Raw genomic sequence first — 16,284 nt, forward strand, 5'->3', positions numbered from 1 at the left:
CCGCACGTGACCACGTACAACGGACGGTTGACGCGTCCGGCCGCCACGATCGTCGCGGTGGCACCCGGCCTGCGCGAGATCGCGACCCTGACGGTCCTGTGGTTCACGTACGCCTTCAGCCGGGTCGCCGCCAACGACGACCTGGCCGCCGCCCGCGATCGCGCCGGCGACGTGCTGGGCGTCGAGCGCTTCCTGCACATCGACATCGAGTCGTGGCTCAACCACGCGGTGACGCCGATCTCGCAGATCGCCGTGCCGATGTCGTTCTGGTACGCCTCGCTGCACTACCTCGTGACGCCGGCGGTGCTGGTGTTCCTGTTCGTGCGGCACCGCGCCGACTACTCCCGAGCACGCAATGCGATCGTCATCGGCTCGGCGATCGGGCTGGCCTGCTACGTGCTGTGGCCGGCCGCTCCGCCGCGCCTCATGCCGGGCGGGGCGTACCTCGACACGCTCGTCACCACGTCGGACATCGGCTGGTGGAGCGGGCAGACCTCGCTGCCGGGCGGCCTCGGGCAGATGGCCAACGAGCTGGCGGCGATGCCGTCGCTGCACGTCGGCTGGACCGTCTGGGTCGCCTGGGCCCTGTGGCGCCACGTGGGCATGACGGGCCGGGCCCTCAGCGTGCTCTACGCGCTCGGCACCACCGCGGTCGTCGTGGGCACCGGCAACCACTGGGTGCTGGACGCCGTCGCAGGAGCCGCCGTCATCGCCGCCGGCATCGCGATCTCCGGACGCATCGACCAGCGAGCACGGCCCGGGTCGTGATTGCCCTGCTGCTGGGCTTCGCCTTCGCGCTCGCCGAGTCGGGCCTCGGACTGGGTGCCGTCGTGCCCGGCGAGGTCGCCATCTCGGGGCTGGCGGCGAGCGTCCACGGGCTGGTACCCACGCTCGCGCTCGGGCTAGCGGTCATGCTCGGAGCGGTCGCCGGCGACCACGTGGGACTCATGATCGGCCGACTCGGCGGCGGACGGTTGCGCGAGTCGCGCCTCACCGCCCGTGCCGGCGTCGACCGGTGGGACCGGGCCGCCGACCTCGTGCAACGCCACGGCTTCTGGGCCGTCCTGGCCAGCCGCATGCTGCCCTTCGTTCGCACCGTCATGCCGGTCGTGGCCGGTGCCGCCGGGCTGCGGTACCGCTCGTTCGTGGCGGCGTCCCTGATCGGCGGGGCCGCCTGGTCCGCGCTCTGGGTCGGTGCCGGGGCCGGCATCGGTGCCAGCGGCGCTCTCGGCCACCCGTGGCTGCTGGGGGCCATCGCGGTCATGGCACTGCTGACCGTGACCGTCCGAACGATCGTGCGTCGTCGCCGGGCCAGGGCGTCACTGCCCCCGGAGCGCGCGCTGCACGGCGGCGGCCACCTGGTCGGGTGCTGAGCCCGTCCGCACGATAACGACGGTCGTCTCACCCGCGTCCTGGGGCACCCGCTCCAGCACGACCGACATCGCGTGCCCGAAGGCGTCCTCGGGGTCGTCGACCTCGCCGCGCAGCCAGCGCCGCAGCACGTGGTTGTGGGCAGTCACGACCGCCGATGCCAGCAGCTCCGCGCGCAGCACCGCGTCGGGGTCGCCGTCTGCCCAGCCGGACAGGGCCCGCGCGAACAGGCTCTGGTACTGACGGATGCTGGCGATCTCGCGCGTCTTGAGCACCGGCACCGACGAGATCAGCCGGTAGCGGATGCGGGCCCGGTCGCCCTCGCCCACGTAGTAGCGCAGCACCAGACGCGCGGCCTCCGTGACGGCGGCGTCGCGGGAGTCGGCGTCTCCGGCATCGAGGCGCGCGGCGATGCGGGCCAACAAGTCGTCATGCTCGGGAAAGATCACCGACTCCTTCGAGCCGAAGTGCCGGAAGAACGTCGTCCGACCCACACCAGCCGCGCGGGCGATGTCGTCGACCGTCGTCTCGTCGAAACCGCGGACGTCGAACAGGTCGAAGGCTGCAGCCACCAGTCGGTCGCGCGCGGACGCCGGGACGGTGGACATGCGCCGAGGCTACTTGTTGGTATCCAGTGTGGCGAGTACGGTACTGAGTACCAATACTTTGACGTCCAACGAATATGGCGTCGGCACCAGTGGCACGGATGAGGGAGCGGACATGAGCGGCATCGAGCAGGTCGGAGTCATCGGCGGAGGGCTGATGGGCTCGGGCATCATCGAGGTCGCCGCGCGCGCCGGCCTCGACGTCATCGGCATCGAGATCAGCGACGACGCGGCCAAGGCGGCGCAGCAGCGGGTCGAGGGCTCGCTGCGCAAGGCGGAGTCACGCGGCAAGATCGAGTCGTCCGAGGTCGACGCCGTGCTGGGACGCATCCGGTTCGAGACCGACCTCGAGACCCTGGCCGACCGCGACCTCGTCGTCGAGGCCGCCAGCGAGGACGAGCAGATCAAGCTCGAGCTGTTCCGCACCCTCGGACAGATCCTGAGCAAGGACGACGCGATCCTCGCGTCCAACACCTCGTCCATCCCGATCGTCAAGCTCGGTGCCGTCTCTGGCCGCGCCAACCACGTCATGGGCGTGCACTTCTTCAACCCCGCACCGGTCATGCAGCTCGTCGAGCTCATCCCGTCGCTGACGACGTCGGCCGAGACGCTCGACCGCATGCGCGGCTGGGTCACCGACACCCTGGGCAAGAAGCCCATCGACGCGACCGACCGCGCAGGGTTCGTCGTCAACAGCCTGCTCGTGCCCTACCTGCTCAGCGCGATCCGCATGTACGAGGCCGGCTACGCCTCGGCCGCCGACATCGACCGCGGCATGGTGCTGGGCTGCGGCCACCCCATGGGTCCGCTCGCGCTGTCCGACCTGATCGGCCTCGACACCATCAAGGCGATCGGCACCTCGATGTACGACGAGTTCAAGGAGCCCCTCTACTCGCCCCCGCCGCTGCTCGACCGCATGGTCGACGCGGGCCTCTTGGGCAAGAAGTCCGGCCAGGGCTTCTACGGATACGACGGAAAGTGACCCGCTGATGAGTGAAGACATGTTCGTGCTCTCCGAGGAGCACCAGGCCATCCGCGAGGCCGTCAGGGCCGTCGCCGAGAACAAGATCGCGCCCTACGCGGCCGAGGTCGACGCGCAGGCACGGTTCCCGCAGGAAGCGGCCGATGCGCTGTTGGCCTCGGACTTCCACGCGCCGCACGTCCCGGAGCAGTACGGCGGTGCCGGTGCCGACGCGCTCGCGACCGTCTTGGTCATCGAGGAGGTCGCCCGTGTGGACGTCTCCGCGTCGCTGATCCCGGCCGTCAACAAGCTCGGCTCGCTGCCCGTCCAGATCGGCGGCAACGAGGAGATCAAGGCCAAGTACCTCGGCAAGCTGGCCCGCGGCGAGGGCGGCTTCTCGTACTGCCTCTCGGAGCCCGACGCCGGTTCGGACGCCGCCAACCAGAAGACACGCGCCGTGCGCGACGGAGACGACTGGGTGCTCAACGGCGTCAAGCGCTGGATCACCAACGCCGGCGTCTCGGAGTACTACACCGTGCTCGCGCAGACCGATCCCGAGAAGCGCTCGAAGGGCATCACGGCGTTCGTCGTCGAGAAGTCGGACGAGGGCGTCTCGTTCGGTGCCCCCGAGAAGAAGCTCGGCATCAAGGGATCGCCGACGCGCGAGGTGTACCTCGACAACGTCCGCATCCCCGGCGACCGCATCATCGGCGAGGTCGGCGAGGGCTTCTCGATCGCGATGAAGACCCTCGACCACACGCGCGTCACGATCGCGGCCCAGGCCGTCGGCGTGGCGCAGGGTGCGCTCGACTACGCGCTCGGCTACATCCAGGAGCGCAAGCAGTTCGGCCACGCGATCAGCGACTTCCAGGGCCTGCAGTTCATGGTCGCCGACATGGGCATGAAGATCGAGGCCGCCCGCCAGCTGACGTACGCCGCCGCCGGACGCTCCGAGCGCGGCGACAAGGACCTTACCTTCTTCGGTGCCGCGGCCAAGGCCTTCGCGTCCGACACCGCGATGCAGGTGACGACCGATGCCGTCCAGCTGCTCGGCGGCTACGGATTCACGTCCGACTACCCGCTCGAGCGGATGATGCGCGACGCCAAGATCACGCAGATCTACGAGGGCACCAACCAGGTGCAGCGGGTCGTGATGGCACGGCAGCTGCTGGCCGGCATCCAGTCGAACCTGTAGGGCTGCCTCAGCCCACACGACGGCCGCCGTCGAGCCTGATGACCAGGTCGGCGGCGGCGATCGAGACCTCGTCGTGGGTCACGCAGGCGACCGCCGCGCCATCGCTCGCAGCGGTGGCCAGCAGGAGTCGGGTCTGCTCCCTGCTGGCCGCGTCGAGCCCCGCGGCGGGCTCGTCGAGCAGGAACACGCGAGCCTGCCGGACGATCCCCTGCGCGAGCAGGACGCGCTGGCGCTGACCTCCCGAGAGCCGTGCGAACGGTCTCGACGCCAGATCGGCCAGACCGACCCGGTCGAGCGCCTCCTCGACCCGCGACTGCCTCGCCGCCCGTCCGGGGCGATCACGACGGGAGACTCGGGTGCTCCAGGTGCCCATCGTCACGACGTCGCGGACCGTCACCGGCAGCGAGTCGGGCACGGCGGGTCGCTGGACGACGAGCGCGACGTCCTCGCCGCAGTCGACCGTGCCGCCCTGCAGCGTCAGGACGCCCGCGAGCAGCTCGACCAGCGTCGACTTGCCGGCACCGTTGGGGCCAGCGATGGCGGTGACGGCTCCCCAGGGCAGGTCGAGGTCGACGTCGTGCAGCACGGCGGTGTCGCCGAACGAGAAGTGCAGGCCTCGGGCGCGCAGCGCCGCATGTCGGGTCATGGCGGCCACGCTACCCGATTTGATAATGATTCCCGATTTCATATACGTTCCTCGGCGTGCACTGGCTCACCGATCCCTTCTCCGCCGACTTCGTGCTGCGCGCACTGCTCGGCGGCGGCCTCGCGGCCGTCATCTGCGGCGTCGTCGGCACGTGGGTCGTCATCCGCGGCATGGCCTTCCTGGGCGAGGCGATCGGACACGGGATGCTGCCGGGAGTCGCTCTCGCCACCGTCGTCGGGGCACCCGTGATGCTCGGCGGAGCCGTCAGCGCCATCGCGATGAGCGCGCTGGTCGGCGTGCTGCAGCGGCGTGGCCGGTTGTCGTACGACACCAGCATCGGGCTGCTGTTCGTCGCGATGCTGTCGCTCGGCGTGATCATCGTGTCGCACTCGCGCAGCTACGCGACCGACGCGACCGCGATCCTGTTCGGCGACGTCCTCGCGATCGACCGGGCCGACCTCGCGGCGCTGCTGGTGGCCGCCCTCGTCGCTGTCGTCGTGACCGCCGCACTGCACCGGTCGTTCGTCGCAGCGGCGTTCGACACCCGCATCGCCACGACGCTCGGCCTCCGACCGCGGCTCGCCCAGCTCGCGCTGGTCGCCCTCGTGACCCTGGCCGTCGTCGCCTCGTACCAGGCCGTGGGGTCGCTGCTGGTCGTCGGACTGCTGCTCGCGCCGTCGGTCGCTGCTGGGCCCTGGACGACCAGCATCCCCGCCCGCATGGCCGTCGCGGTCGGCTTCGGCTGGCTCGCCGTGCTGATCGGGCTGCTGTGCTCGTGGCACGCCGACACCGCCGCGGGAGCATCCATCGCCGCAGCCGCGATCGCTCTGGCCGGCCTCTCCTCCCTCGCCGCGCAAGCCCTGTCCACCGCCACCCCCGGAAGGCGCTCATGAAGCCCCGATCCCGCCACCCCCGCACCGTCGGTCTGTTGCTGCCCACGGCGCTCGTCCTGCTGGCAGCCTGCTCCAACGCCCCCGCATCGGACCAGCGGTCCCGTGACGCCGGCGCTGACGACCACGGCGCGATCACGGGTGCCGCCGAGGTCGCCGAGCCGCAGCTGCACCTCGTGTCGGTCGACGAGACTGGCGCGACCTCGATGCTCGACCTGCTGACCGACGAGGCGACCGACCTCGACGCCGTCCGGCCGGCTGAGTCCGTCACCAGCGACGGACGCTACGTGTTCTCGGCCGACGAGACCGGCGTCGATGTCGTCGACAGCGGGGTCTGGACGTGGGACCACACCGATCACTTCCACTACTACCGGGCCCAGCCGAGCACCGTCGGACGGATCGCGGGCCGCGGCACCGCCACGGTCTCGACCGGCATGCTGTCGACCGCCGGCAGCACCGGGGTCTTCTTCCCGGGCTCGGGCGAGGCGGTGCTGCTCGACAACGCCGCGCTGAGCCGCGGACGGGCGAAGGAGACGTTCAGGCTCGACGTCGGCCCGCACGAGGGACTCGTCGCCCCGCTCGGCGACGGGGCCGTCGTGAGCGAGCCCGGCGGTCGCCTGCGCGTCGTCGACGCACAGGGCGAACAGATCGGCGGCACCGAGTGCATCGCAGCGTCCGGCACCATCACGACCCGCGTGGGTCTCGTGGTCGGCTGCGCCGACGGGGCCGAGCTGCTGACGCTCGACGGCGACGAGCCCGTGATCGAGCGCATCCCCTATCCGGACGGCGCCGCCGCACCTGCCACGTCGTTCTCCGCACGCAAGGGACGTCCGACGGTCGCCGGCCTGGGCGACGGCTCGGGCATCTGGCTCCTCGACACCCGTGAGCGCTCGTGGCAGTGGATCCAGACGGACACTCCGGTCGTCGCCGCGTCCGCCGTGGACGACGCCGACACGCACGTCGTCGCGCTGGGCGAGGACGGCACGGTGCAGGTCTACGACGGGACGTCGGGCGAGCAGCTGTCCAGCACCGACTCAGTCCTGGCGTCCACGCTGGCCGACCCGGACCTCGCGCCCGGCGTGACCCTGACGGTCGATGCGCAGCGGGCGTACGTCAACGCCGCGGCGGACGGCGTGGTCCACGAGATCGACTACGCCGACGGGGCGCGGGTCGCACGATCGCTGCGCACGCCGACCCGGCCGGTCCACGTCGCGGAGACCGGACGATGAGGCGCGCCGCCCTGGCAGCCATCGCCATGGCCTTGACGCTCGGAGCGTGCTCGGCGACGAGCGGCTCCGACCGCCCGCTCGTCGTGGTGACGACCAACATCCTCGGTGACGTCGTCGAGCAGGTGCTGGGCGACCAAGCCGACGTCACGGTGCTGATGCCGCCCGACTCCGACCCCCACTCGTCGGAGATCTCGGCCAAGCAGGCCGCCATGATGGGCGACGCCGACCTCATCGTCTCCAACGGCCTCGGGCTCGAAGAGGGGCTGCAGCAGCACCTCGACCGCGCCGAAGAGGCCGGCGCGCCGGTGCTGGTGGCCGGCGACCACGTCGACGTCGTCCCCTACGCGGCGGGCGACGCCGAAGGCGCGGACGATCCGCACTTCTGGACCGATCCGGCCACGATGGTCGACGTCGTCGACGCACTCGAGGAGAGGGCCGCCGAGGTCGACGGCATCGACGCCGCCCGCCTGGAGCGCGACGCCACCGCCTACCGCGCCGAGCTCACCGCGCTCGACACCCAGATGACCGCAGCCTTCGCCGCGATCCCGCCCGAGCGTCGCGCGCTGGTGACCAACCACCACGTCTTCGGCTACCTCGCGCACCGCTACGACTTCCGCGTCGTGGGGGCCGTCATCCCCGGCGGCACGACCTTGGCGGCCCCCAGCGCTGCCGACCTGCGCGACCTCAGCGAGGCCGTCTCGACAGCAGGCGTGTCGACGATCTTCGCCGAGTCCTCGCAACCCGACCGGCTCGTCCAGGTGCTGGCCGACGAGGCCCGCATCGACGTCGACGTCGTCGAGCTCTTCACCGAGTCGCTGACCGAGAAGGACGGCGGCGCCGAGACGTACCTGCAGATGATGCGCGCCAACACCCAGCGCATCGCCGCCGGCCTCACCCGCTGAACCACGCACCGCCACAGAACACCCACCAGAAAGAGGTCACCCATGATCCGACACACCCACCGACGCAGGGGGCTCACCGCCGCCACGGCACTGACGGGCATCGCCCTCGTCCTCACCGGCTGCTCCTCCGGACCTGACGAGAAGTCGGCGAAGAAGCAGGACGGGCCCGCCAGTGCCACTGGACGCCTCGCCGTCTCGACGCCCGGCGGCATCAGCGTCCTCGATGCCGAGACCCTCAAGGTCGTCGACCAGTTCACGACCGAGCAGTTCACGCGCCTCAATGCGGCCGGCGACGGCCAGCACGTCTTCGTCACGACGTCGAAGGGCTTCCAGCTGCTCGACACCGCGACACCGAAGCTCACCGACACCGTCGTCCCCGCCACGACGGCTGGACACGTCGTCCGTCACGCCGACAAGACCGTGCTGTTCGACGACGGCACCGGCACGACCTCGATCTTCGACACGGCCGACCTGACCGAGCCCACCAGCACCTACACCGCCCCGGCAGCCCACCACGGCGTGTCGATCGTCCTGGAGGACGGCACGCTCCTGACGACCGTCGGCGACGAGACCTCGCGTTCGGGAGCCACGGCGATGACCAAGAGCGGCGACGACTGGACCGAGACCACGTCCACCGACCAGTGCCCCGGCATCCACGGCGAGGGCACCGCCAAGGACGAGGCCGTCGTCTTCGGCTGCGAGGACGGTGCCCTGCTCTACTCAGGCGGCGCGTTCGAGAAGCTCGACGCACCCGACGAGTTCGGCCGCATGGGCAACGCCTACGTCTCCGAGACCAGCCCGATCGTCGTCGGCGACTACAAGACCGACCCCGACGCCGAGGGCTACCTCCTCAACGCCGTGACGCTGATCGACACGGCGAACAAGACGCTCGAGGTCGTCGACCTGCCGGACGACGTCCAGTACACGTTCCGCGACGTGGCCCGCGGTCCCGGCGACCGCGCGTACATCCTGTCGACCGACGGCAACATCCACGTCCTCGAGCCGACGACCGGCGAGCTCGTCGACGAGATCCCCGTGGTCGAGCCCTGGGAGGGTCCCGTGGAGTGGCAGGACGCCCACCCGGCGATCACGGTCGACGGCGACGTCGCCTATGTCACCGAGCCCGCCACGAGGTCGGTGCACGCCGTCGACCTGACGACGGGCACGATCACCGCCACGACCACGCTCGACGCCGCACCCAACGAGATCGCTATCGCGTTGGGCTGACCGTCCACCGCAGGTGGGACCTGTAGGTCTGCCCCGGTCGGAGCACCGCCGACGGCCACTCGGGATGGTTCGGCGAGTCGGGGAACAGCTGCGGCTCGAGGGCCACGCCGTCGCCCTGTCGCAGCAGGACGCCCGAGGTCGAGCGGTGCCGGCCGTCGAGGGAGTTGGCGGTGTAGACCTGCAGCCCCGGCTGGTCGGTCGCCAGGTCGAGGCGCGTCGCGGTTGCGGCGCACTCGAGCTGCGCGACCGACCGCATGCCCTCGCCGCCGAGCACGAAGTTGTGGTCGATGCCCGCCGCCGCCTCGATCTGCGGGTGGGACGCTCTCACAACGGCGCCGAGCCTGGCGGGCGATCGCAGGTCGAACGGCGTGCCGTCGACCGGGGCATGCGCCCCGAGCGGGATGCCGGTGTCGTCGACCGGGGTGTACTCCTGCGCCGCGACCGTCAGCTCGTGGTCGTCGACGACACCCGACCCCTCGCCGGCGAGGTTGAAGTAGGCGTGGTTCGTCATGTTGACGACGGTGGGCGCGGAGGTCGTGGCCGTCATGACGACGTCGACCGCGTCGTCGCGCACCGTGAACGTCACCGATGCGCGCACCTCGCCCGGGAAGCCTTGGTCGCCCGCGGGGCTGGTCAGCGTCATCTCGACCAACATCTCGTCGTGCCGCGCGATCGTCCAGGTGCGGCGGTCGAAGCCGTCCGGTCCGCCGTGCAGGTGGTTGCCGCGGTCGTGCGTGCCCACCGTCACGGGATCGCCGTCGAGCTCGAAGCGTCCGGCGGCGATGCGGTTGGCGTAGCGCCCGATCGTGCCGCCGAGGTAGGCCGTGGACGCGAGGTACTCCTCGGGCGTCGGGTGCCCCAGGACGATGTTGCGTCGCACCCCGTCACCGCCCGTCACGAGCAGTCGGTGCACCGTGGCACCCAGGTCGAGGAGCTGCAGCTCGATGCCGGGTGCGCGGCCGATGGTCAGGACGGTCATGGGTGCGAGTCTCCCCCATGCGCTGCACGCCGGGCAGACTGGTCGGGTGCCCCGCGACGACGCCCCGCTGCTGGTGACCGGCCCCGACCACGACAGACGGTCCGCGGCGGCCGACCTGGCCCTCCCCGCGGTCCTGCTGCGCGCCGCTAGCAGCACGTGGTCGGAGCTGGTGCACGTCCAGGTCGCCGGTGGGCCCACCGTCGCGTTCACCCGACGCGACCTGCGGTCGCCCGGCATCGCGCGAGCCACGGCGGTCGCACGGGCCGCGGGCTTCGAGACCGTCGTCCGCTCGCCGGGTGGCCGCATGGTCGCCTACGACGACGGTGCCGTCGTCGTCGACCATCTCACGCGCACGGCCGACCGCCACGGCACCTTCGAGCGCAATGCCGAGCAGCACGCCGCCGTGCTGCGCTCGCTGGGCGACGTCGACGCGCGAGTCGGCGAGGTGCCCGGTGAGTACTGTCCCGGCGAGTTCAGCGTCAACGTGGGCGGACGGGTCAAGGTCGTCGGCTCGGCCCAGCGCATCACCGGCACGGGGGCGCTGTTCAGCACCGTCGTGCAGGTCGTCGTCGACGACCACGTGCGCGAGGTGATCAGGGACGTCTCGGCGGCCCTCGGCTACGAGCTGCGCGAGTCGACGATCGCGGGGCTCGCCGACGTCGCGCCCGGCGTCACGCCGCAGCAGGTCGCCACCGCCCTGGCCGACGACTACCGGCGACGGCTCGATGGGGTCGACACCGAGCACGACCCGGCCGCCCTGGCCCATGCAGCCGCCGCGGCCTCCGAGCCCGTCACCGACCTGCCCCTCGACGTCGACGCGTGGGCCCGCGCGCATCCACTCGCCTAGGCTCGACCCGTGACGACGTCGCCCTCTGGCTGGGCGGGTCGACCGACCACGACGACTTCAGGCAGCGGTTCACCGATCCGGGCGACGGCCTGACCCTGCTGGCGGTGCTGCGCGGCGGCGATCTCGTGGGCGACCTGATGCTCCGCGTCGAGGACGCCTGGGGACAGCACGGAGTCACCGACCTGGCCAGGGCGACGGTCGGCGTGCTGGGCTGGGTCATGCATCCCGACGCCACGGGCCGAGGCCTCGCCACGGAGGCCGTGGGCGAGCTCCTGCGCCACGCGTTCGAGGATCGCGGACTGCGCCGCGTCATCGCCGAGTGCTTCGCCGACAACCAGCCGTCGTGGCGGCTGATGGAATGGCTCGGCTGGCAGGACGAGTACGTCTACGCCCTGCTCGCCGAGGAGTGGCGCGACCGTCAGGCAGCGCCGAACGTCGACGCGTCGATCACGAAGCGGTAGCGCACGTCGGAGGCGAGCACGCGCTCGTACGCCTCGTTGATCTGCTCGGCACCGATGACCTCGACCTCGGAGCCGATGCCGTGCTCGCCGCAGAAGTCGAGCATCTCCTGCGTCTCGGCGATGCCGCCGATCATCGACCCGGCGACCGACTTGCGTCCCTGGATCAGCGACATCGCGTTGATCTTGATGGGCTTGGGCGGGGCACCGACGTTGACGAGCGTGCCGCCGACCGCGAGCAGGCCGAGGTAGTCGTTGAAGTCGACCGAGGCGCTGACGGTGTTGACGATGAGGTCGAAGCGCGACGCGAGCTGCTCGAACGTGTCGGGGTCGCTCGTCGCGAAGTAGCTGTCGGCACCGAGCCGCAGACCGTCCTCCTGCTTCTTCAGCGACTGCGACAGCACCGTGACCTCGGCACCCAGGGCGTGGGCGATCTTGACCGCCATGTGGCCGAGTCCGCCGAGACCGACGACCGCGACCTTCTTGCCCGGTCCGGCACCCCAGTGCTGCAGCGGCGAGTAGGTCGTGATGCCGGCGCAGAGCAGGGGCGCGGCGGCGGCCGGGTCGATGCCATCGGGCACCGACAGCACGTAGTCGGCGTCGACGACGACGTGCGTCGAGTAGCCACCCTGCGTGACGGTGCCGTCGCGGTCGGTCGCGCCGTACGTGCCGACCATGCCCTTGACGCAGAACTGCTCGTCGCCGCCGGTGCAGCTGGCGCACTCGCCGCACGAGTTGACCATGCAGCCGACGCCGACGAGGTCGCCGACGGCGTGACGGGTGACGTCCGAGCCGATCTCGGTGACGGTGCCGACGATCTCGTGTCCGGGGGCCAGCGGGTACTGCTGCGGGCCCCAGTCGCCCTGCACGGTGTGGATGTCGGAGTGGCAGATGCCGGCGAACGCGATCTCGATCAGGACGTCGTTGGTGCCGACGTCACGGCGCTCGATCGTGGTGGGGGCGAGGGGCTCGCCGGCGGCGGGGGCGGCGTAGGCGTTGACGCGCATGGAGGTCGTCCTTCGGAGTCGGGGGGCGGACGCGGTGGCATCCACCCTCCATCGAACACCGGGCACCCTCAGCCCGCAGGGTGGACGGCCGCGACATGGGTCACGCTCGCCGCGTCGAGAATCTACTGAACGGAGAATTCGGCCGTCACATTCTCCAAAGTGTAGAATTTGAGTAGTTTTACGTCCATCCTCCGTTGGGTAATAGAGATTTTTTGGAGAATTCGATGGCCCATTCGCCCACCAACGTGTCGATCGCCGTCGTCGCTCGGCGACTCGGCGTCTCCGTGAGCCAGGTCCGCGCGCTGGCCGACGCCGGGGTGCTGCCATCCAGCCGCACGACAGGCGGCCACCGGCGCTTCGACCTCGATGCCGCGCTGGACGCGTGGGCGCGCCACTACGGGAGGCGTCCTCCTGCGGCGCACTCCGTCGCCCACCGGCCGGACGCCACCGGAATCGTCGTGGTCGATCGCGCCGACCCCCTCGACGGCCTGGAGGAGTCGCAGGTCTGGCGCGAGATCGCCGGTGACCTTCACATCGACGACCGCCCTCTGGCCAGGGCGGTGTCGCGGTACGCGTTCACCGAGATGCTCAACAACGCCATCGACCACTCATCGGGCTCTACCGCGCGGGTGAAGGGGTGGTCGGACGGCGATCAACTGATGCTGGAGATCGCCGACGACGGCGTGGGCATCTTCGACCACCTGGCCCTCGCCAAGGGGCTCCCCGACAGCTTCGCCGCCATCGCCGAGCTGACCAAGGGCAGGCAGACGACCGCCCCCGAGGCACACACCGGCGAGGGCATCTTCTTCACGTCGAAGGCGGTGCGTTCGTTCACGCTCGAGGCGAATGGGATCTCCTGGATCGTCGACAACGACCGGGACGATCACGCGGTGGGACTGTCACCCGTGACCACCGGGACGTCGGTCCGGCTCGTCATCCACCGCGCCACGACGCTCGACCTGGGCAGCCTCTTCCGCGACTACAGCGACGACCACGAGTTCACCCGCACCAGCCCCGTCATCAAGCTCTTCGGCATCGGTGTCGACTTCGTCAGCCGCAGCGAGGCCAAGCGACTGCTCGCCGGGCTGGAGAGGTTCACCGAGGTCGAGCTGGACTTCGCGGGTGTCGTCTCGGTCGGTCAGGGGTTCGTCGACGAGGTGTTCCGAGTCTGGCCACAGAGCAATCCCGGCACGGCCCTGACACCCACGCACATGAACGACGCCGTCGCCTTCATGGTCACCCGCGGCCTGCCGCGCGCACCTCGCGGGGCGTGACTCCCCACCACCGACGGCACGCCCGGCTGAGCACGGCCTGCTCCGAGAACCCCAGCAGGCCGGCCACCTGGCTGAGCGGCAGGTCGGTCGTCACGAGGTAGCGGCGGGCGGCGGACCGGCGGACGTCGTCGAGCACCGCCGCAAACGTCGTCCCCTCGTCGGCGAGCCGGCGCTGCAGGGTGCGCGGCTGCAGGTCGAGCAGCCGGGCCACGTCGCCGATGCCGGGCGCTCCGGTGCCGAGCAGCTGCTGCAGGGCTCCCTGCGTCCGCGAGGTCAGCAGCACGTCGCCGGCCGGCGACTGGCGGGCGAGGAAGTCGAGAGCCATCCGGCGCACCGACTCGTCGTGCACCGCCAGCGGCGTGGCACCGAGGCTCGACGGCAGCCGCAGCAGGGCCGCGGGGCGTCCGAACCGCACGGGCACGCCGAAGAAGTCCTCGTAGACCTGTCGCGGGGCCAGCGGCTGGTGGGGCAGGTCGACGGTGCGCAGGCCGTACGATCCGCCGACCAGCGAGACGATCGCACGGTGCAGCGAGCCGAGGCTGACGTCGGTGCCCTGGCGCGGCGGGCTGATGCCGTCGGGAGTGACGTCGTACCTCAGCGCCTCGACGCCACGGACGCCGTCGGGGTCGGGCTGCAGCCAGATGCGCATGCCGGGCGCGTGGACGAACAGGTAGCGCGACGTGGCCTCCAGCGCCTCGCCGACCGACGGCGCGTTGCGGATCGCCAGGGCGAGCGGCCCGAGGAGCGAGAGGTCCTGCTTCGCCGCGACCCGGAGCCCCAGGTCGGGACACGCGAGCTCGGCGGCCGCCACCTCCAGCACCCGGGCCATCGCGACGTCCTCGACCAGCACGTCGTCGGCATCGAGTGCGGTGACGTCGAGCTGCGCGCGGCGGGCGATCGCGACGGGGTCGCCGCCGAGCTCGCGGACGACCTCGCGGAAGCCACGGATGCCGGCGGAACGGATGACGGGCATGCCCTCAGGATGTCAGCGATTCACCAGGCCGCGCCCTGCGGCAGGACGGACAGGCGGACGACCGAACGCGTCGAGCACCGCAGCGTCTGGGTGCTCGCCCGGGTCTCGGTGGCCGACCAGGCCGGTTCGCCGGTCCCGGGGTTGGGCTGGAACACGGGGTACTCGCTGCTGGCGACCTGGAGGCGGAGCGCGTGTCCTGCCGTGAGCCGGTAGGCCACGTGACCGAGATCGATCGTCGCCTCGACGTCGCCGCCGTCGGTGTCGACCTGGCCGTCGCCCCACGCCACGACGTGGGCCGCGCCGTCCGGGTCGACGTCGAGCACCTTGACGACCAGGTCGGTCGTCGGAGCCGTCGAGCCGACCGTGAGGGTCACCTCGACGGGCCCGACGAGGTCAAGTGGCCCGTTGACCGCGTCCGCCGTGAAGGTCAGGACGTCGGGACGCGCATTGACGGCGGACTCGTCCGGGTACTCGAACAGTGTCGCGAACGGGTTGAGCACGCTGGCGGGGACGAGGTCATCGGGGTCGTGCACCCACGTGACGGCTGAGTCGGCCAGCGGCTCGGGCTCGAGTCGTCCCCCGTCCGCCCCGCTCGTGGCGCGGCCCGCGTCGGCGATGAACAGCTCCTTCGCCACGGTGCCGGCCGGAGGCCACACGCCGCTCGAGCGGAGCTCCAGCGGATCATCGCCGTGGCCGAGGTGCCACTGGACGCGGGCGAGCGACGAGACCGGTCGCACCTCACGGACGAAGACGTCGAAGAAGTCGGCCGCCGGGGTGACGTACTTGGCGAGGTGCCTGGCCAAGGCGTCTTCGTCGACGCCGTGGTCGTCCTCGGGGGCGACGGGAGCGTCCGGCAACCGGTATCCCTCGTGGTCGGTCGAGTCGACCCACAGGTACTGCAGTGGTGCCCAGGCCGGCCTGCCCGACAGCTCGACGTAGTCGCCCATCGACTGGTCCTTGAGGTTGTCGAACCAGCCGGCGACGTGGAGGACGGGCAGCGGCCTGGTGTCGAAGGGGTGCGGGCCGGGAAACACCCGCAGACCGGTCGCGGGCGGGGCGATCGTGTCGAGGAACGACGACCGCGCGCCGATCGCGGCGAAGGCGTCGTCGAAGATCGCGCTGACGGGCCGCCGGTCGAGGTCGAGAGCGAAGTCGTAGCGGTCGTTGTCGACCCAGTTGTGCGCGAGGTACAGGGGTTCCCACATCGTCGGCAGGCGCCTCGACCGGCCGTCTCTGCTGCCGGCGTGGCCGGCGAGATCGCCGAGGTTCGCGCCCGTCACGCGCGGGACGATCGCGCGCAGGGCCGGGTGCTGGCTCGCGACGGCGGCCCACTGCGTGAAGCCGTAGTACGAGTCGCCGAACATCGCGACCGTGCCGTCGCTCCACCCCTGACGGACGATCCAGTCGATCGTGTCGTACCCGTCGCGCGTCTCGTTCAGGAACGCGACGGTCTCGCCCTCGGACCGGAACTTGCCACGGACGTCCTGCACCGCGACGGCGTAGCCGCGGGCGTTGAACATCGGTGCCACGGTCGTGAAGAAGACGTAGCGGCTGCTCTTGTCGTAGGGCAGGCGCACCAGGACCGTGGGGCCGGCGTCCCACCCCTCGGGCAGGTAGACGTCGGTGGCGAGTCGCACGCCGTCGCGCATGCGGACCAGGTGCTCCTGGGCACCCGGCGACGGACCCTCGTCGGTGATGCGGACGAAGTCGGTGACCACTC

General features: G+C 71.1%; 17 protein-coding genes. 11 read left to right on the forward strand and 6 right to left on the reverse strand.

Annotated elements, in window-relative coordinates:
* The first annotated feature begins 6 nt into the window (after positions 1 to 6).
* On the forward strand, positions 7 to 768 hold the full coding sequence (locus tag JOF40_RS03525; protein ID WP_188111658.1) for a phosphatase PAP2 family protein: 762 nt from the start codon (positions 7 to 9) through the stop codon (positions 766 to 768).
* On the forward strand, positions 765 to 1,373 hold the full coding sequence (locus tag JOF40_RS03530) for a DedA family protein (protein ID WP_129180157.1): 609 nt from the start codon (positions 765 to 767) through the stop codon (positions 1,371 to 1,373). Before JOF40_RS03525 ends, JOF40_RS03530 begins: the two co-directional genes overlap by 4 nt.
* On the opposite strand, the gene JOF40_RS03535 is transcribed toward JOF40_RS03530, so the two are convergent.
* A complete protein-coding gene (locus JOF40_RS03535) occupies positions 1,320 to 1,979 on the reverse strand; it encodes a TetR family transcriptional regulator (protein ID WP_129180159.1) in 660 nt (219 codons plus the stop codon). The genes JOF40_RS03530 and JOF40_RS03535 overlap by 54 nt on opposite strands.
* A gap of 121 nt (positions 1,980 to 2,100) precedes the next feature.
* Between JOF40_RS03535 and JOF40_RS03540 the strand changes: the two genes are divergently transcribed.
* Entirely contained in the window at positions 2,101 to 2,958 is an 858-nt protein-coding gene (locus tag JOF40_RS03540; RefSeq protein WP_281286505.1) for a 3-hydroxybutyryl-CoA dehydrogenase, read from the forward strand.
* A 7-nt stretch (positions 2,959 to 2,965) separates the two neighbouring features.
* The gene (locus tag JOF40_RS03545; RefSeq protein ID WP_129180162.1) at positions 2,966 to 4,132 is read left to right on the forward strand and encodes an acyl-CoA dehydrogenase family protein; all 1,167 of its coding nucleotides are present in this window, start codon (positions 2,966 to 2,968) and stop codon (positions 4,130 to 4,132) included.
* A 7-nt stretch (positions 4,133 to 4,139) separates the two neighbouring features.
* Here JOF40_RS03545 and JOF40_RS03550 read toward each other — a convergent pair whose 3' ends face one another.
* On the reverse strand, positions 4,140 to 4,778 hold the full coding sequence (locus JOF40_RS03550; RefSeq protein ID WP_209674357.1) for a metal ABC transporter ATP-binding protein: 639 nt from the start codon (positions 4,776 to 4,778) through the stop codon (positions 4,140 to 4,142).
* A gap of 56 nt (positions 4,779 to 4,834) precedes the next feature.
* Here JOF40_RS03550 and aztB point away from each other — a divergent pair, with 56 nt between their 5' ends.
* The 4 genes from aztB to aztD are packed head-to-tail and all read left to right on the forward strand — an operon-like array spanning position 4,835 to position 9,026.
* Positions 4,835 to 5,671, forward strand: a complete 837-nt coding sequence (aztB, locus tag JOF40_RS03555; RefSeq protein WP_129180166.1) for a zinc ABC transporter permease AztB — start codon at positions 4,835 to 4,837, stop codon at positions 5,669 to 5,671.
* Positions 5,668 to 6,897, forward strand: a complete 1,230-nt coding sequence (locus JOF40_RS03560; RefSeq protein ID WP_129180168.1) for an ABC transporter — start codon at positions 5,668 to 5,670, stop codon at positions 6,895 to 6,897. Before aztB ends, JOF40_RS03560 begins: the two co-directional genes overlap by 4 nt.
* Entirely contained in the window at positions 6,894 to 7,799 is a 906-nt protein-coding gene (aztC, locus tag JOF40_RS03565; protein ID WP_129180170.1) for a zinc ABC transporter substrate-binding protein AztC, read from the forward strand. The genes JOF40_RS03560 and aztC overlap by 4 nt, the downstream gene beginning before the upstream one ends.
* 42 nt (positions 7,800 to 7,841) lie before the next feature.
* A complete protein-coding gene (aztD, locus tag JOF40_RS03570) occupies positions 7,842 to 9,026 on the forward strand; it encodes a zinc metallochaperone AztD (protein ID WP_129180172.1) in 1,185 nt (394 codons plus the stop codon).
* On the opposite strand, the gene JOF40_RS03575 is transcribed toward aztD, so the two are convergent.
* On the reverse strand, positions 9,010 to 10,005 hold the full coding sequence (locus JOF40_RS03575) for an aldose epimerase family protein (RefSeq protein ID WP_188111659.1): 996 nt from the start codon (positions 10,003 to 10,005) through the stop codon (positions 9,010 to 9,012). The two genes, aztD and JOF40_RS03575, sit on opposite strands and share 17 nt — an antisense overlap.
* Before the next feature lie 46 nt (positions 10,006 to 10,051).
* Between JOF40_RS03575 and JOF40_RS03580 the strand changes: the two genes are divergently transcribed.
* Both JOF40_RS03580 and JOF40_RS03585 read left to right on the forward strand, forming a co-directional pair.
* Positions 10,052 to 10,852 carry a lipoyl protein ligase domain-containing protein gene (locus JOF40_RS03580; RefSeq protein ID WP_188111660.1) on the forward strand — a complete coding sequence of 267 codons (801 nt, stop codon included), beginning with the start codon at positions 10,052 to 10,054 and terminating at the stop codon, positions 10,850 to 10,852.
* Positions 10,825 to 11,313 (forward strand): GNAT family N-acetyltransferase, encoded by a 489-nt coding sequence (locus JOF40_RS03585; RefSeq protein ID WP_129180178.1) that lies wholly within the window; start codon positions 10,825 to 10,827, stop codon positions 11,311 to 11,313. The genes JOF40_RS03580 and JOF40_RS03585 overlap by 28 nt, the downstream gene beginning before the upstream one ends.
* On the opposite strand, the gene JOF40_RS03590 is transcribed toward JOF40_RS03585, so the two are convergent.
* Positions 11,271 to 12,317, reverse strand: a complete 1,047-nt coding sequence (locus tag JOF40_RS03590) for an NAD(P)-dependent alcohol dehydrogenase (RefSeq protein WP_129180180.1) — start codon at positions 12,315 to 12,317, stop codon at positions 11,271 to 11,273. The two genes, JOF40_RS03585 and JOF40_RS03590, sit on opposite strands and share 43 nt — an antisense overlap.
* Before the next feature lie 224 nt (positions 12,318 to 12,541).
* On the opposite strand from JOF40_RS03590, the gene JOF40_RS03595 reads away from it, so the two are divergent.
* On the forward strand, positions 12,542 to 13,591 hold the full coding sequence (locus tag JOF40_RS03595; RefSeq protein ID WP_129180182.1) for an STAS-like domain-containing protein: 1,050 nt from the start codon (positions 12,542 to 12,544) through the stop codon (positions 13,589 to 13,591).
* On the opposite strand, the gene JOF40_RS03600 is transcribed toward JOF40_RS03595, so the two are convergent.
* Positions 13,554 to 14,564 carry an AraC family transcriptional regulator gene (locus JOF40_RS03600; RefSeq protein WP_129180183.1) on the reverse strand — a complete coding sequence of 337 codons (1,011 nt, stop codon included), beginning with the start codon at positions 14,562 to 14,564 and terminating at the stop codon, positions 13,554 to 13,556. The genes JOF40_RS03595 and JOF40_RS03600 overlap by 38 nt on opposite strands.
* A gap of 20 nt (positions 14,565 to 14,584) precedes the next feature.
* The gene (locus JOF40_RS03605) at positions 14,585 to 16,282 is read right to left on the reverse strand and encodes a CocE/NonD family hydrolase (protein WP_209674359.1); all 1,698 of its coding nucleotides are present in this window, start codon (positions 16,280 to 16,282) and stop codon (positions 14,585 to 14,587) included.
* Positions 16,283 to 16,284 lie beyond the last annotated feature (2 nt).

It is taken from the genome of Aeromicrobium fastidiosum, from assembly GCF_017876595.1.
Taxonomy (GTDB): Bacteria; Actinomycetota; Actinomycetes; order Propionibacteriales; family Nocardioidaceae; genus Aeromicrobium; species Aeromicrobium fastidiosum.

Excerpts from the sequence above, each read along its gene's own strand:
- aztD (WP_129180172.1), top strand. The coding sequence starts at position 7,842 with ATGATCCGACACACCCACCGACGCAGGGGGCTCACCGCCGCCACGGCA.
- JOF40_RS03545 (WP_129180162.1), top strand. The coding sequence starts at position 2,966 with ATGAGTGAAGACATGTTCGTGCTCTCCGAGGAGCACCAGGCCATCCGC.
- JOF40_RS03595 (WP_129180182.1), top strand. The coding sequence starts at position 12,542 with ATGGCCCATTCGCCCACCAACGTGTCGATCGCCGTCGTCGCTCGGCGA.
- JOF40_RS03535 (WP_129180159.1), bottom strand. The coding sequence starts at position 1,979 with ATGTCCACCGTCCCGGCGTCCGCGCGCGACCGACTGGTGGCTGCAGCC.
- JOF40_RS03550 (WP_209674357.1), bottom strand. The coding sequence starts at position 4,778 with ATGACCCGACATGCGGCGCTGCGCGCCCGAGGCCTGCACTTCTCGTTC.
- JOF40_RS03560 (WP_129180168.1), top strand. The coding sequence starts at position 5,668 with ATGAAGCCCCGATCCCGCCACCCCCGCACCGTCGGTCTGTTGCTGCCC.
- JOF40_RS03575 (WP_188111659.1), bottom strand. The coding sequence starts at position 10,005 with ATGACCGTCCTGACCATCGGCCGCGCACCCGGCATCGAGCTGCAGCTC.
- JOF40_RS03590 (WP_129180180.1), bottom strand. The coding sequence starts at position 12,317 with ATGCGCGTCAACGCCTACGCCGCCCCCGCCGCCGGCGAGCCCCTCGCC.
- aztC (WP_129180170.1), top strand. The coding sequence starts at position 6,894 with ATGAGGCGCGCCGCCCTGGCAGCCATCGCCATGGCCTTGACGCTCGGA.
- JOF40_RS03600 (WP_129180183.1), bottom strand. The coding sequence starts at position 14,564 with ATGCCCGTCATCCGTTCCGCCGGCATCCGTGGCTTCCGCGAGGTCGTC.